Annotated in this window: 14 protein-coding genes; 13 read left to right on the forward strand and 1 reads right to left on the reverse strand. The window is 69.4% G+C overall.

Translation table 11 applies throughout. The features are described 5' to 3' along the window. From NL1_RS39695 to NL1_RS26030, 8 genes are all read left to right on the forward strand, one after another. Window positions 1-707 (forward strand): Rv0497 family membrane protein (locus NL1_RS39695; RefSeq protein ID WP_507763278.1); only part of this gene is annotated, 707 nt, incomplete at its 5' end. Between the two features lie 139 nt (window positions 708-846). After that, on the forward strand, window positions 847-1,722 hold the full coding sequence (locus NL1_RS26005) for a sugar phosphate isomerase/epimerase family protein (RefSeq protein ID WP_067844667.1): 876 nt from the start codon (window positions 847-849) through the stop codon (window positions 1,720-1,722). Window positions 1,723-1,826: 104 nt separating this feature from the next. Next, window positions 1,827-2,714 carry a thioesterase family protein gene (locus NL1_RS26010; RefSeq protein ID WP_084510952.1) on the forward strand — a complete coding sequence of 296 codons (888 nt, stop codon included), beginning with the start codon at window positions 1,827-1,829 and terminating at the stop codon, window positions 2,712-2,714. Window positions 2,715-2,737: 23 nt separating this feature from the next. Then, a complete protein-coding gene (gene proC / locus NL1_RS26015) occupies window positions 2,738-3,559 on the forward strand; it encodes a pyrroline-5-carboxylate reductase (protein ID WP_067844579.1) in 822 nt (273 codons plus the stop codon). 191 nt (window positions 3,560-3,750) lie between these two features. Further along, complete coding sequence (locus tag NL1_RS39700) at window positions 3,751-4,041, forward strand: helix-turn-helix domain-containing protein (protein WP_245673532.1); 291 nt, start codon at window positions 3,751-3,753, stop codon at window positions 4,039-4,041. Between the two features lie 245 nt (window positions 4,042-4,286). Then, the gene (locus NL1_RS36840) at window positions 4,287-4,388 is read left to right on the forward strand and encodes a 30S ribosomal protein bS22 (protein ID WP_003402602.1); all 102 of its coding nucleotides are present in this window, start codon (window positions 4,287-4,289) and stop codon (window positions 4,386-4,388) included. A 346-nt stretch (window positions 4,389-4,734) separates the two neighbouring features. After that, complete coding sequence (locus NL1_RS26025) at window positions 4,735-5,766, forward strand: NAD-dependent epimerase/dehydratase family protein (RefSeq protein WP_067844581.1); 1,032 nt, start codon at window positions 4,735-4,737, stop codon at window positions 5,764-5,766. Further along, complete coding sequence (locus NL1_RS26030; protein WP_067844583.1) at window positions 5,763-6,791, forward strand: lysophospholipid acyltransferase family protein; 1,029 nt, start codon at window positions 5,763-5,765, stop codon at window positions 6,789-6,791. Before NL1_RS26025 ends, NL1_RS26030 begins: the two co-directional genes overlap by 4 nt. Before the next feature lie 465 nt (window positions 6,792-7,256). Here NL1_RS26030 and NL1_RS26035 read toward each other — a convergent pair whose 3' ends face one another. After that, window positions 7,257-8,204: an HAD family hydrolase gene (locus NL1_RS26035; protein ID WP_245673534.1), complete on the reverse strand. Its 948-nt coding sequence runs from the start codon at window positions 8,202-8,204 to the stop codon at window positions 7,257-7,259. 186 nt (window positions 8,205-8,390) lie between these two features. On the opposite strand from NL1_RS26035, the gene NL1_RS26040 reads away from it, so the two are divergent. The 5 genes from NL1_RS26040 to NL1_RS26060 all read left to right on the forward strand — a co-directional run bounded on the left by NL1_RS26040 (window position 8,391) and on the right by NL1_RS26060 (window position 13,882). Beyond that, complete coding sequence (locus tag NL1_RS26040; protein ID WP_067844585.1) at window positions 8,391-8,675, forward strand: glutaredoxin family protein; 285 nt, start codon at window positions 8,391-8,393, stop codon at window positions 8,673-8,675. A gap of 237 nt (window positions 8,676-8,912) precedes the next feature. After that, window positions 8,913-9,743 carry a redox-sensing transcriptional repressor Rex gene (locus NL1_RS26045; RefSeq protein WP_067844673.1) on the forward strand — a complete coding sequence of 277 codons (831 nt, stop codon included), beginning with the start codon at window positions 8,913-8,915 and terminating at the stop codon, window positions 9,741-9,743. A gap of 73 nt (window positions 9,744-9,816) precedes the next feature. Beyond that, a complete protein-coding gene (locus tag NL1_RS26050; RefSeq protein WP_067844587.1) occupies window positions 9,817-11,229 on the forward strand; it encodes a glutamyl-tRNA reductase in 1,413 nt (470 codons plus the stop codon). Then, on the forward strand, window positions 11,226-12,323 hold the full coding sequence (gene hemC, locus NL1_RS26055) for a hydroxymethylbilane synthase (protein ID WP_084510953.1): 1,098 nt from the start codon (window positions 11,226-11,228) through the stop codon (window positions 12,321-12,323). The genes NL1_RS26050 and hemC overlap by 4 nt, the downstream gene beginning before the upstream one ends. Further along, window positions 12,320-13,882, forward strand: coding sequence for a bifunctional uroporphyrinogen-III C-methyltransferase/uroporphyrinogen-III synthase (locus NL1_RS26060; protein WP_067844589.1), 1,563 nt, complete (start codon window positions 12,320-12,322; stop codon window positions 13,880-13,882). Before hemC ends, NL1_RS26060 begins: the two co-directional genes overlap by 4 nt. Window positions 13,883-13,960 lie beyond the last annotated feature (78 nt).

A 13,960-nucleotide genomic window follows, 5' to 3' on the forward strand; every position in this document is an offset into this window, starting at 1 on the left:
CGCCGAGCCAGGAGCCGCGCGAGGAGCAGCGAAGATCTCCGCGCTCCGAGAGCCTGCGCTCCCGCGCGGAAGGCGCGCGGCCGGCGTGGTCGGCGAGACGGCACAAGCCGGAGCCGCAGCAGACCGATTCCGAGCCCGAGTCCGGTGGCATCCCGACGGCCGCGTGGTCGCTGGCCAGCCAGGATCAGCAGCTGGTCTCCGGTTCCACGGTGGCGGGCGACCTGCTGCGCGACGGTGTGGAGCGCGCCGAACGCGCAGGCGGTCGCGGCAGGTCGCGCGGCGGCCGCGCCGAGGTCGCGCTCGACGAGGGCTTCACCGATGTGCACGATCAATTCCTGCTCGACGACGAGGAGGACGAGGACGAGGCGCCTGCCAGGAAGCGGACGCCTGCCAAGCGGCCGTTGCCGCGTGGCTCCCGCGCCGCGCGCAAGGCGGAGTACGACGCCAACCGCAAGCAGTGGATGGTCCTCGGCGGGCAGAGCACCGGCGCTGCGGTCGCCGGAATGTTGCTGTTCAAGGGTTTCGAGCGGATGTGGGAGATGCTGCCCTGGGTGGCGCTGGCCCTGGCGATGATCGTGATCCTGGGTCTGGTTGCCCTGGTGCGGATTCTGCGCAGGACCGACGACATCCTCAGCACGGTGATCGCCGTCGTTGTGGGCATCTTCGTCACGCTGGGACCGCTAGCCTTTCTTCTCAGTACGAACTGAGTAGGGAGTGGCTGTGGGGACCATCGGGCAGGCGGAAGACACTCGGATCGGCAGCGCGGTCGGGGGACCGGCGCCCGATCCGAGCGGGGAACCGGCGGCGGGGACGCCGGGTGGATCGGCGAGCCCGCCAGGGCGCGACATCCTGGTCGGCCTGTCCAGCGCGTCGGTCTATCCGCAGAACACGGAGGCGGCCTTCCGGTACGCGGCCGAACTCGGTTACGACGGCGTCGAACTGATGGTCTGGGCCGAGCCCGCCAGCCAGAGCATCGCCACCGTGCAGAGCTACATCCGCAGATACGGTGTGCCGGTGCTCGCGGTGCACGCGCCGTGCCTGCTGATCTCCCAGCGCGTGTGGGGCGCGGATCCGGTGGCCAAGCTGGAGCGCAGCGTGCGGACCGCCGAGGCGCTCGGCGCGGCGACCGTGGTGGTGCATCCGCCGTTCCGCTGGCAGCGCCGCTACGCGGAGGGCTTCGCCGAGCAGGTCGCCGAGCTGGAGGAGCACAGCCCGGTCGTCGTCGCGGTGGAGAACATGTTCCCGATGCGCGCGGATTCGCTGTTCGGCCGCGGCGCGAATTCGGCAAAGCGGTTGGAGCGGCGCGGCGGACCCGGCTGGGGCGTGACCGCCTTCAGCCCGTCCTACGACCCGACCGACACCGGCTTCCGGCACTACACCCTCGACCTCTCGCACACCGCGACCGCGGGCGCCGATCCGCTCGCGCTGGCCGCCCGGATGGGACAGGGCCTCGCCCACCTGCACCTGGCCGACGGGCGCGGTGCGGCCCACGACGAACACCTCGTGCCCGGCGACGGCACACAGCCCTGCGTCGAACTGTGCGAGCAGCTGGTGCGCAGCGGTTTCTCCGGGCACGCCGTCGCCGAGATCAACACCCAGAACGCCCGCACCACCGCCCATCGCGCGGCGATGCTGCATCGCACGCTGTCCTTCGCCCGGCTGCATCTGAACGGCGTGACCCCGGCTCCCGCACCGGCGTCCGCGCACGCGAATCAGGGCTGACGCCGGCTCAATGTGATATTGATCAGCCCCGCACCGGGGAATGCCGTGGTCACTACCGAGAGTTGTACGCTGTACGAATCTCTCGGAGTACGACAGGAGCGACGATGACGCTGGAGTTCACCGCCGACATGGCCGGGACGGCCGCACTGAACGGCCCGTTCGGCGAGGTGTGCGCGCTGACCGAGCTGCTGTCGGCCGAGGACGGAATCGGGCGATACGCGGGCGTCATCGACGATATCTGGACCATCGGCCCGAAGGTGCACGGCGGCACCATGGTCGCCGCGAGCGCCGCGGCCGCCACCCGCTGGCTGCGCGCCTCCGATCCCGCGCTCACCGGGATGGCTCCGATCGCCGCCAGTTCGGACTTCCTCGGCGCTCCCGAGCCCGGCGAGGTCGAGTACGAGGTGCGCATCCGCAAGATCGGCCGCCAGATCTGTCTCGCCGATGCCACCCTCACCCAGAACGGCCGCGCCATGGTGCGCACCGCCTTCACCTTCGGTCATCTCGACGACATCGAACCGCTCTACGCTCCCGAGCACGGTGACATGCCCGCCGAGCCGGCTGACGATGCGATGGGCTACGAGGGTTCGCCGATGGGCAAGATCGTGCACGTCGCCAAGGGCGCCGACCTCTACCTGGACCGGACCTGGGCGCCGTTCCTGGAAGGCGCGAAGGGCGAGCCGCGGCTGCGGTTGTGGATGCGCCCGTTCGAGAGCGATCAGCGCGATCCCGACGTGTCCATGTACTTCGCGATGATGGCGGCCGACATGAGCCCGCCGGTGCCGGTGAACCTCGGCCACTTCGGCTGGGCGCCCACCGTGCAGATGACGACCTACCTGCGCCGCAGGCCTGCGCCCGGCTGGCTGCGCATCATCGCTACCTCGCACGAGGTGGGTGGACGCATGTTCGACGAGGATCAGCTCATCCTGGACAGCACCGGCGCCGTGGTCGCGCAGAGCCGCCAACTCGCACTGATTCCCCAGCCGCGCTGACGCGCCAACTAATCTCTACAACCATGACGAGAATTGCGGTGATCGGTGGAGGCCGGATCGGGGAGGCGTTGATCGCCGGCTTGCTGGAGGCGGGCAGGGCGAGCAAGGATCTGGTCGTCGTCGAGACGCACGCCGATCGGGCCGAGCTGATCGCGAGCCGGTTGGGCGTGCGCGTCACCGCCGAGGCGGCCGACGCGGCCGTCGGCGCCGATCTGCTGGTGATCGCCGTCAAGCCGGGTGACGTGGACGCCGTGCTGACCGAACTGGCCAAGGCCGAGCTGAATGCGGGCGACCGCGACCAGGTGCTCGTCTCGCTGGCGGCGGGCGTGCCGACAGCGCGGCTGGAGGCCAAGCTGCCCGCGGGCTTCCCGGTGGTGCGGGTGATGTCGAATACCCCGATGCTGGTCGGCCAGGGCATGAGCGCGCTCGCGCCGGGCCGCTACGCCAAGCCCGAGCAGCTGGAGCTGGTCACCGAGCTGCTCTCCGCGGTCGGCAAGGTAGTCACCGTGGCCGAGTCGCAGATGGACGCGGTCACCGCGGTATCCGGCTCCGGCCCCGCCTATTTCCTGCTGGTCGTCGAGGCCATGGTGGACGCGGGCGTCGGGCTCGGCCTGACCAGGGACGTGGCCACCCAGCTGGTGGTGCAGACGATGGTCGGCTCGGCCGCGCTGCTCGACGAATCCGGCCAGAGTGCGGTGGAGCTGCGCGCGGCCGTCACCTCGCCCGCGGGCACCACCGCAGCGGCCTTGCGCGAGCTCGAACGCGGCGGTGTCCGTTCGGCATTCCTCGAGGCGTTGCACGCGGCCAAGCGGCGGTCCGCGGAACAGGGCGCGTCGGCGGAATAGCACCCGGCTCGTATACCTCGCGTTCTCCTCGGGGCAAACCGGGCGTCAGAAGCTGATTTCTCACACACGTCGCAGTAATCCCACTAGCCCCGCTAAGCTTCAAGGAGCACGTGCGTGTCTGTTCCGCCGGTGGGGAAGCCGGCGGCGCGGACGTGCCGGAGGTCAATGGTGCAATGATGTCTTCCAACAAGATGTCTGCAAATAGCTCGGGGACGTCACCAGGTTCGTCCGGCCCATCAGGTGGCCGGAGCGGCGGTCGAGCGCAAGGCGGTTCGGGATCATCGGGCCAATCCGTGCTCGGCGGTGGTACGCAATTCCTCACCGTCGCCGAAGTGGCGAATTTGATGCGGGTATCCAAGATGACGGTCTACCGGTTGGTGCATTCGGGTGAACTGCCCGCGGTGCGCGTCGGCCGATCGTTCCGCGTGCACGCGAAGGCGGTGCACGACTACCTGGAGACGTCTTACTTCGACGCCGGCTGAAGCGGTTTCGGACCGCGAGAGGGCCCCGTACGGCTTGCGGCGGCCCGCGGATGACGGCGCGCTCGACCGCTAGGGTCCTTGCTCGTGCCGCCATCGCATACCGGTAGGATGAACCCTCGGTTCGTGTTCGCCTGCCTGCGGCGCCAGTTTGTGGTGTCCGGTGGCCGCTGGCGGCGCGGATGCCGAAATCAGCTAGGCGTACGCCATGGCGTGCGCGCCGAGTAGAGAGAACGCGAGGACACCCTATGGGTTCTGTGATCAAGAAGCGCCGCAAGCGCATGTCGAAGAAGAAGCACCGCAAGCTGCTTCGCCGCACGCGTGTTCAGCGGCGCAAACTCGGCAAGTGAGCATGCGCGCCCGCCAGGGCGTGCAACCGCCTTCGCTCCGCAGGTGCGGAGCCGACGGCGGACTTCGCCAGGCAGGCGCCTATGTGAACAAGAGGCCCGTCACCGCTCGGTGGCGGGCCTCGGTCTTTGAAACAGTTCAGTTTGAAACTTATTCGATGTACCCGGTGACCGAAGTCGATGTATCCGGTGACTGAAGTCATCGTTAGATCCTGGTTAATACTCTCGGCGACCCAGACGGTAGCGGTTACTCTGGAACCGCCAATAAATGTAAATGGGGGCCTGGTAGGTGGGATCGGGTGCTGCGGTGGGATCTGAGATAAGGGACGGGCACACGCCCAAGATCGTCATGGTGACCGGCGCCAGCCGATTCTTCGGTAGCGCCGTGGTGGCCAAGCTCGCCCAGGATCCTGCTGTGGAGCGCATTCTCGCCGTCGACACCATGACACCGAGCCGGGAACGGCGGCGCCGCATGGGGCGCGCCGAGTTCGTCCGCGGCGATATTCGAAACCCATTGATCCGCAAGGTGATCGGCGGCAACGAGGTCGACACCGTCGTGCATACCGCGATGCTGGCCAAGCCGCCGTCCGGCGGCGGTCGCGCGGCGATGAAAGACGTCAACGTGCTCGGCGCCATGCAGTTGTTCGCGGTCTGCCAGAAGTCGCCTTCGGTGCGACGCGTCGTCGTGCGCTCCACCTCGGCGGTCTACGGGTGCAGCGCCAAGGATCCGGCGAAATTCACCGAGGAAATGAGCGCGCGCACGCCGCCGCGCGGATGGTTTGCGCGCGACATGATCGAAATCGAGGGTTTCGTTCGTGGGCTTGCGCGCCGCCGCCCCGATATCGCGGCATCGATTCTGCGTTTCGCGCCCATTGTGGGCCCGCGACTGGCCGGTCGCGGCGTACAGTATCTCCGTTCACCGGTTACTCCGACCGTCTTCGGCCGGGACCCTCGAATGCAGCTGTTGCACGAAGAAGATGCGGTAGCCGCGCTCGCACATGCGGCGCAGACGGCTCCCGGCGGTACCTACAACGTCGCGGGCGATGGTGCGTTGGCGCTGTCACAGGCGGTGCGTCGAGCGGGGCGCATCGAGCTGCCGGTGCCGTTCACGGTGTTCCGCACCGCGGGTCGCGCGTTGATGGGGTCGGTGATGCGCGAATTCACCGGCGAACAACTCGATTACTTCCATTTCGGCTGCGGCCTGGACACGACGCGGATGCGAACCGAACTCGGTTTCGAGCCGCGATGGACCACAGTTCAGGCGTTCGACGACTTCATCGGGGGCGCAGCGTTGCGGCCCGTCTTCGATCCAGCGTGGATCGATGCCGCAGAAAAGAAACTGCTCGGCCTCATCGGGGCCGGTACGGGAGCACACCAATGAGCGACGTGGCGAAAGTCATCCAACTTCATGATCTGAATATCGAGGCCAGGCAGCGCACCAGCACCCGTCGCTGGCCGGACCCCGCACCTGGCGAAAAGAAGCCGAGCCGGGTCACCTCTCTGACCGATCGGCTCGCCTCGGCCGTGCCGCAGGCGCCGCAGTCGCTGTCCGACCTGGTCCGCAACGAAATCGGCAAGCAGATCGGCCGCACCGCCGATTTCGCCCGCCGCCGCCTGACCGGCGACTACCAGGTGGACGAATTCGGTTTCGACGAACACCTGCTCGAGTCGGTCATCCTGCCCGCACTGCGCCCGCTGTCGGATCTGTGGTTCCGCGTCGAGGTCAACGGCATGGAGAACATCCCCGAGGTTGGCGGTGCGCTGGTGGTGGCCAACCACGCGGGCACCGTTCCGATCGACGGCCTGATGCTGCAGCTGGCCATTCACGACCACCACGCCAAGCAGCGCGCGCTGCGCCTGCTCGCCGCGGACCTCATCTTCGAAATGCCCTTCCTCGGCGTGCTGGCCCGCAAGGCCGGGCACACCCTGGCCTGCCGCGAGGACGCCGAGCGCCTGCTGCGCTCCGGCGAGCTGACGGGCGTGTTCCCCGAGGGATTCAAGGGCGTCGGCAAGCAGTACTCCGACCGCTACAAGCTGCAACGCTTCGGCCGCGGCGGTTTCGTCGCCGCCGCCGTGCGCACCGGCGTGCCGATCATCCCGTGCTCGATCGTCGGTTCCGAGGAGATCTACCCGAAGCTGGCCGACATCAAGCCGCTGGCGCGACTGCTCGGCCTCCCGTACTTCCCGGTGACGCCGATGTTCCCGGCCCTCGGCCCGCTCGGCGCGGTGCCGCTCCCCTCGAAGTGGTACATCGAATTCGGCAAGCCCATCGCCACCACCGCCTACGAGCCCGAGGCCGCCGACGACCCGATGACCATGTTCGAGGTCACCGACCAGGTCCGCGAGAACATCCAGCAGACGCTCTACAAACTCCTTACCAAGCGCCGGAACCCCTTCACCGGCTGAATCTTTGGCGCGCTGGCGCGCGCGCGTGTTCGCGGCCTCTATGTCTCGCGTCCGAGCGGCCGAGACTCGCGCCGGGGGCGCATGCGCTTCGGCCGCTCGGACGCGAGACGGCCGCGAACGGGTCGCTCGTCGGGCTCGCTCCGTGCGGGGTTGATCGGGTGCCGATGGTGCGGTCAGGTTTGATGCGCGGGATCGTGGAGACCGATGTTGCGGGCCCGCCGCTCAGTGGTCGCCGCCAGGTGACTGCCTCCGACATCCTGCCGCTCGCTCGGCCACGCCACTGCCCGCGCGGGCAGCACCTCGGCTCAGCGGCCTGGATTACCAGGCGACACGAACCATGCGACGTTCACGCCCACCGGATCTCCCCAACCTGCACACCGATCCGAACAGACACATCCGCACCCCGATCACCCCGCACGGAGCGAGCCTGACGCGCGAACACGCGCGCGCCAGCGCGCCAAAAATTCAGTGGTCGCGGCGGCGGGTGACCGCTGCGGCGACGGCGCCGCCCGCGGCGCCGAGTGCGAGCGCGGTCGGGACGCCGATCTTCGCCGCCTTGCGGCCGGTGCGGAAATCGCGGATCTCCCAGCCTCGGTTCTTGGCTAGCTCGCGTAGGTCCGAGTCGGGGTTGATCGCGACCGCCGTGCCGACCAGTGAGAGCATCGGCACGTCGTTGTGACTGTCGGAGTACGCCGTACAGCGCTTGAGGTTCAGACCCTCGCGGATGGCCAGCGTGCGCACGGCGTGCGCTTTGCCGAGCCCGTGCAGGATGTCGCCGACGAGTCGCCCGGTGAACTTGCCGTCGACACTCTCGGCCACGGTGCCCAGCGCACCGGTCAGCCCGAGCCGTTTGGCGATCACCTGGGCCAGCTCGACCGGCGTCGCGGTGACCAGCCAGACCTGCTGGCCCGCGTCCAAGTGCATCTGCGCCAATGCGCGGGTGCCCGGCCAGATCTTGTCGGCGATGATCTCGTCGTAGATCTCCTCACCGAGCGCGGCCAGCTCGGAGGTCGGGCGGCCCGCGATGAACGAGAGCGCCTTCTCCTTGCCGGAGGCCATGTCGGTGCTGCTCTCCTTGCCGGTGACGCGGAACTTCACCTGTTTCCATGCCACATCGACCAGGTCGGAGGTCTTGAAGTACTTGCGCGCCGCGAGACCGCGCGCGAAATGCACGATCGAGGCGCCCTGCACCATTGTGTTGTCCACATCGAAGAACGCCGCCGCGGTGAGATCGCGCGGCACCTCCGGTCCCGTGGGCTCGGCCGTCGCCAGCTCCGATTCGTGCAGCGACAGCGCCGCGTCGGCGCTGGCCTCACCGGCCAGATTCGCGCGGACCTCCTCCTCGGTCGGTCCGAACGGACTGCGGGAGATGCGAGCGAGCTGATCCTGCAGGCCCTGGCCGAGCGGGCCCAGGTGCCACCGCACCGGGAACTCGCCGAACCGGCCCGCGATGAACCCGGCCCTCTCCACCTTCGATCGTTCCGGCACCAGTACCTCCGCCCGTTCGCGCGAACCAGGTCCACACTAACCGGATTCCCCGACAGTCACCCGGAGACCACGCGCACCGGCGGGGAGTGGCGAGGGGATTTAATAACGGCCATGACCAATCCCACAGACAGCACCGCTGCGCCGCCCGCGCACGAAGTGATTTTGCTGACCAGGGCCGGCTGCGGGCTGTGTGCCACGGCACTGGAGCAGTTGCGCGCGATCTGCGCGGATTTCGGCATCGAGCCCGGCGCCCTGGACGTCGACCTCGCCGCGGAAACCGACCCTGGCCTGCGCGCGGAGTACGGCGACCGGCTGCCGGTCGTGCTGTTGGACGGTCGCGAGCACAGCTACTTCGACGTCGACGAGGCACGTTTGCGGGCGGATCTGGGTCGCTGATCGGTGTGATTCGTGTCCGATTTCGCCGCCGTGCTGGTCGCAGCGGAAAATGAGGCCAATTTCACCGACTTTGTGCAGGGCTTCACAAGCGGTTACGGTGGTGGCACGCGACCCGCATGCCGAGGCTGCGGAGCCGCCCTGAAATCCGATACTTCGACCATGGCACCGGACCGCGCCGGGCTCGAGGTCGAACGACGAACCGGACCTGTGCGCAGGCCGGAACGAGGAGCCGACGACGTGACAGAGCAGCATGAGGCGCCGGGCGGCGTCTCCGGCAGGGCTCTGCAGAAAGACATCCCGCAGGCCACCGTGGCGCGGCTGGCCACCTATCTCCGGGTCCTCGCCATGTTGGCCGACGACGGTGTGCTCATCGTATCGAGTGAGGAACTGGCTGTCGCGGCGGGTGTCAATTCGGCCAAGTTACGCAAGGATTTATCGTTCCTCGGGCCCAACGGCGTCCGGGGTGTCGGCTATGACGTAGCGAAGTTGCGGACCAGGATCGAGGACGTGCTCGGTCTGTCCGGTGGACATCGCGTGGTGCTTGTCGGCGTCGGAAACCTGGGCAGGGCCCTTGTCGGCTATGGCGGCTTCCGGCGGCGCGGATTCAGCGTGGTCGGCCTCTTCGACACCGATCCCGGGGTGGTCGGTCTGTCGGTGGCCGGATTGAGCGTGCGCGATGTCGCGGACTTGGCCGCGGGCGTCGCCGAACTGGAACCAACCATCGCGGTCATCGCGGTGCCCGACGACGCGGCCCAGGACGTGTGCGACCAGTTGGTCGCGGCCGGGCTGCAGTCGATTCTGAGCTTCTCCGCGTGCGGGCTGATCGCGCCGCCCGCGGTGGAAGTCCGCCGGGTGGACCTGGCGGTCGAAATGCAGATGTTGTCGTTCGAACGGACCCGCAACGCCGAACCGGAGCCGCTGCCCGAGGTGGCGCACGCGGGGTCCGGCCGGATCGCGCGCCGCGTGCCGACTCCGCACTCCCCGGCCGGGCATCCGGTCCTCACGCACTCGACGACCTCGCATTCGGCAACGGAGCCAAGTAGCAAGGGATCGGTGGTCACACCATGAGCGAACGTAGTGAGCGAATCATGTGCCAGCGCGCTTCGCGCATGCCGGAGCCGAGCGTCAGCGAGGCGCAGGCATGAGCGTTCTACTGGTCGGGATTTCGCATCGGAGCGCTCCCGTCGCAGTGCTGGAGAAGGTCGCCATCACCGATGCCGACCGGCCCAAGCTGATCGATCGAATGCTCGCTTCCAGCCACATCTCCGAGGCCATGATCGTCTCGACCTGCAACCGCGTCGAGGTGTACGCGGTGGTCGACGCCTTCCACGGCGGTCTCGCCGAAATCGGCGACCTGCTCACCAAGCATTCCGGGCTGCCGCTGCCGGATCTCACCAAGCACGCCTACGTGCGCTACAGCGAGGCCGCCGCCGAGCACCTGTTCGCGGTGGCCAGCGGGCTGGACTCGATGGTCGTCGGTGAGCAGCAGGTGCTCAGCCAGATCCGCGGCGCCTACGCCACCGCCGACGCGCAGCAGGCCGTCGGGCGCACCATGCACGAGCTGGCCCAGCACGCGCTGCGGGTCGGTAAGCGGGTGCACTCCGAGACCGGCATCGACAGGGCGGGCGCCTCCGTGGTGTCGGTGGCGCTGGACCGGGCCAAGCAGGTGCTGGGCGATCTGGTCGGCCGCACCGCCGTGGTGGTCGGCGCGGGCGCGATGGGCGGACTCGCCGTCGCGCATCTGTCGCGCGCGGGCATCGGCCGCATCATCGTGGTGAACCGGACCATCGACCGGGCGCGCAGACTCGCCGAGACCGCGGGCTCCTACGGCGTCGAGTCCTCGGCGCTCGAACTCTCCCGGCTCACCGAGGCGATGGCCGCCGCCGACGTGGTGGTCACCTGTACCGGTGCGGTCGGTGCCGTGGTGACGCTGGCCGATACGCACCGCGCCCTGGCCGATCGCGATCGCGCCGAATTCCCGGCGACCGAGCGTCCGCTGGTGTTCTGCGACCTCGGCCTGCCGCGCGACGTCGAGCACGCGGTGGCGGGTCTGCCCGGCGTCTCGGTCATCGACATCGAGACCTTGCAGCGCGATCCGGCCGCGGGCGCCGCGGCCGACGACACCGCCGCCGCACGATCGATCGTCGCCGACGAACTCGCCAGATACCTGGCGGGCCAGCGCATGGCCGAGGTGACCCCGACGGTCGCCGCCCTGCGCCAGCGCGCCGCCGAGGTGGTGGAAGCCGAACTGCTGCGGCTGGATTCGCGGCTACCCGGCCTGGCCGATCCGGAGCGCGACGAGGTGGCGCGCACCGTGCGCCGGGTCGTCGACAAGCTGCTGCACGCGCCGACCGTGCGGGTGAAGCAGCTCGCGTCCACGCCGGGCGGCGACAGCTACGCCGAGGCGCTACGCGAACTGTTCGAACTCAAACCCGGTGCGGCCCAAGCGGTTGCCGCACCGATGGAGATCAGCACGCTCACCGGTGAATTCGGCGCGGGACTCGCCGACGACTTCACCGCTGGACACTTCGGCGAGGAGGGCAAGTCGGCATGACCGTCGTTCAGGAAGAGGACAACATGACCGCCGACGGAACCCGGGCGCCGTGGCGCATCGGCACCCGCGGCAGTCTGCTCGCGCTGACCCAGGCGGGCACCGTGCGCGACGCGCTGATCGCCGCGGGGCATCCGGCCGAGCTGGTCGTGGTGAAGACGCCCGGCGATCTTTCCTCCGACCCGGTGCAGACGATCGGTGTCGGCGTGTTCACCTCGGCGCTGCGCGACGAGCTGGCCGCCGGAACCATCGACATCGCGGTGCACTCCTACAAGGACCTGCCGACCGCGCCGGACGCGCGTTTCACCATCGCCGCCATCCCGCCCCGCGAGGATCCGCGCGACGCCCTGGTGGCGCGCGACGGGATGGTGCTCGGTGAGCTGCCCGCCGGTTCCAAGATCGGTACCTCCGCGCCGCGCCGCGCGGCTCAGCTGGCGGCCCTCGGCCTCGGCCTGGACATCGTGCCGCTGCGCGGCAACCTGGACACCCGCCTGCGCAAGGTCACCGACGGTGAGCTGGACGCGGTGGTGGTGGCCAGGGCCGGTCTGTCCAGGATCGGCAGGCTGGACGCCGTGACCGAGGCGCTGGAGCCGGTGCAGATGCTGCCCGCCCCGGCGCAGGGCGCGCTCGCGGTCGAATGCCGCAGCGACGACACCGAGACCATCGCAGCGCTCACCCGGCTCGACGACGCCGCCACCCGGGCCGCCGTCATCGCCGAACGATCGCTGCTCGCCGAGCTCGAGGCCGGGTGTACCGCGCCGATCGGTGCGCTGGCCGAGGTCGTCGAGTCGCTCGACGACGACGGCCGCATCGTCGACGAACTCTCGCTGCGCGGTTGCGCAGCGGCCGCCGACGGGTCCGAGGTGCTCCGCGCCTCGGTGGTCGGCGCACCCGCCGAGGCCGATCGACTCGGCCGCACGCTCGCGCAAGAGCTCTTGGAGCTGGGGGCCCGCGAGCTGCTCGGCGCACCCGGAACAGACGACACCGCCGAGGCGAGATCCGAGCACTCAGGTGACGTCCCGAACTTGCAGCGGTCGCGACCGGGCGCGACCGAAGGTCGTATCAGCAATCCCAGCCCAATGGAGAACAACCAATGAGCCGAGCCACCAAGAAGCACCCCGGGCGGATCTTGTTCGTCGGGTCGGGTCCCGGTGACCCGGCGTTGCTGACAGTGCGTGCGCGCGAGGTGCTCGGGCGGGCGACACTGGCCTTCACCGATCCCGACGTGGACAAGGGTGTGCTCGCGCTGATCGGCACCGCCGTCGAGGAGAACGAGGACGGCACCCGGCCGGTCGACGTGCGCCCCGCACTCGGTGAGCCCGCCGAGGTCGCGAAGACGCTCGTCGCCGAGGCGCGCAGCGGCCACGACGTGGTCCGCGTGGTCGCGGGCGATCCGCTGACCGCCGATTCCGTGATCACCGAGGTCACCACCGTCACCCGTTCGCACATGGTGTTCGAGGTGCTGCCCGGCCTGCCGAACGGCTCCGCGGTCCCCAGCTACGCGGGCATCGCGCTCGGCTCCGGCCACACCGAGGCCGACGTGCGCGGCGAGGTCGACTGGGCCGCACTGGCCGCCGCGCCCGGCCCGCTGGTGCTGCACGCCACCTCCGGTCACCTGGCCGAGACCGCGAGCGCCCTGGTGGAGCACGGCATGGCGCCGCAGACCCCGGTCGCGGTGACCGTGCGCGGCACCACCCGGCAGCAGCGCACCATCGAAGCCACCCTGGCCACCCTGAACAGCGCCGCCTCCGAACTGGTCGGTCCGCTGGTCGTGACCATCGGCAAGGCGGTCGCCACCCGGTCGAAGATGTCGTGGTGGGAGTCGCGCGCGCTGTACGGCTGGACCGTGCTCGTGCCCCGCACCAAGGATCAGGCCGCCGAGATGAGCGAGCGGCTGGTCACCCACGGCGCCATCCCGATGGAGGTGCCGACCATCGCGGTCGAGCCGCCGCGCAGCCCCGCGCAGATGGAGCGCGCGGTCAAGGGCCTCGTCGACGGCCGCTACCAGTGGGTGGTGTTCACCTCCACCAACGCGGTGCGCGCGGTGTGGGAGAAGTTCGCCGAATTCGGTCTGGACGCACGGGCGTTCAGCGGCGTGAAGATCGCCTGCGTGGGCGAGGCGACCGCGGACAAGGTGCGCTCGTTCGGCATCAACCCGGAGCTGGTGCCCTCGGGCGAGCAGTCCTCCGAGGGCCTGCTCGCCGACTTCCCGCCGTACGACGACGTTTTCGATCCGGTGAACCGGGTGCTGCTGCCCCGCGCCGACATCGCCACCGAGACGCTGGCCGAGGGTCTGCGCGACCGCGGCTGGGAGATCGATGACGTGACCGCCTACCGCACGGTGCGCGCCTCGCCGCCGCCCGCGGAGACCCGCGAGATGATCAAGACCGGTGGTTTCGACGCGGTCCTGTTCACCTCGTCCTCCACGGTGCGCAACCTGGTCGGCATCGCGGGCAAGCCGCACGCGCGCACCATCGTCGCTTGCATCGGCCCGAAGACCGCCGAGACGGCCATCGAGTTCGGCCTGCGCGTGGACGTGCAGCCCGAGACCGCGCAGGTCGGCCCGCTGGTCGAGGCGCTCGCCGAGCACGCGGCCCGGCTGCGCGCCGAGGGTCTGCTGCCCCCGCCGCGCAAGAAGAGCCGGCGCAGCCGGTAAGTGCCGTCCGCTTCGCGCCCGGTGTGTGATCGGCGCGGCGAAACGCCCGCCCCATGGTGGGCGTTTCGCGTTTTTGGG

The organism is Nocardia lijiangensis NBRC 108240 (assembly GCF_001613045.1).
GTDB lineage: Bacteria > Actinomycetota > Actinomycetes > Mycobacteriales > Mycobacteriaceae > Nocardia > Nocardia lijiangensis.

Coding starts and splice junctions, on each gene's coding strand:
- NL1_RS26010 (WP_084510952.1), top strand. CDS start 1,827: ATGACGCTGGAGTTCACCGCCGACATGGCCGGGACGGCCGCACTGAAC.
- proC (WP_067844579.1), top strand. CDS start 2,738: ATGACGAGAATTGCGGTGATCGGTGGAGGCCGGATCGGGGAGGCGTTG.
- NL1_RS39700 (WP_245673532.1), top strand. CDS start 3,751: ATGTCTGCAAATAGCTCGGGGACGTCACCAGGTTCGTCCGGCCCATCA.
- NL1_RS36840 (WP_003402602.1), top strand. CDS start 4,287: ATGGGTTCTGTGATCAAGAAGCGCCGCAAGCGCATGTCGAAGAAGAAG.
- NL1_RS26025 (WP_067844581.1), top strand. CDS start 4,735: ATGGTGACCGGCGCCAGCCGATTCTTCGGTAGCGCCGTGGTGGCCAAG.
- NL1_RS26030 (WP_067844583.1), top strand. CDS start 5,763: ATGAGCGACGTGGCGAAAGTCATCCAACTTCATGATCTGAATATCGAG.
- NL1_RS26040 (WP_067844585.1), top strand. CDS start 8,391: ATGACCAATCCCACAGACAGCACCGCTGCGCCGCCCGCGCACGAAGTG.
- NL1_RS26050 (WP_067844587.1), top strand. CDS start 9,817: ATGAGCGTTCTACTGGTCGGGATTTCGCATCGGAGCGCTCCCGTCGCA.
- hemC (WP_084510953.1), top strand. CDS start 11,226: ATGACCGTCGTTCAGGAAGAGGACAACATGACCGCCGACGGAACCCGG.
- NL1_RS26060 (WP_067844589.1), top strand. CDS start 12,320: ATGAGCCGAGCCACCAAGAAGCACCCCGGGCGGATCTTGTTCGTCGGG.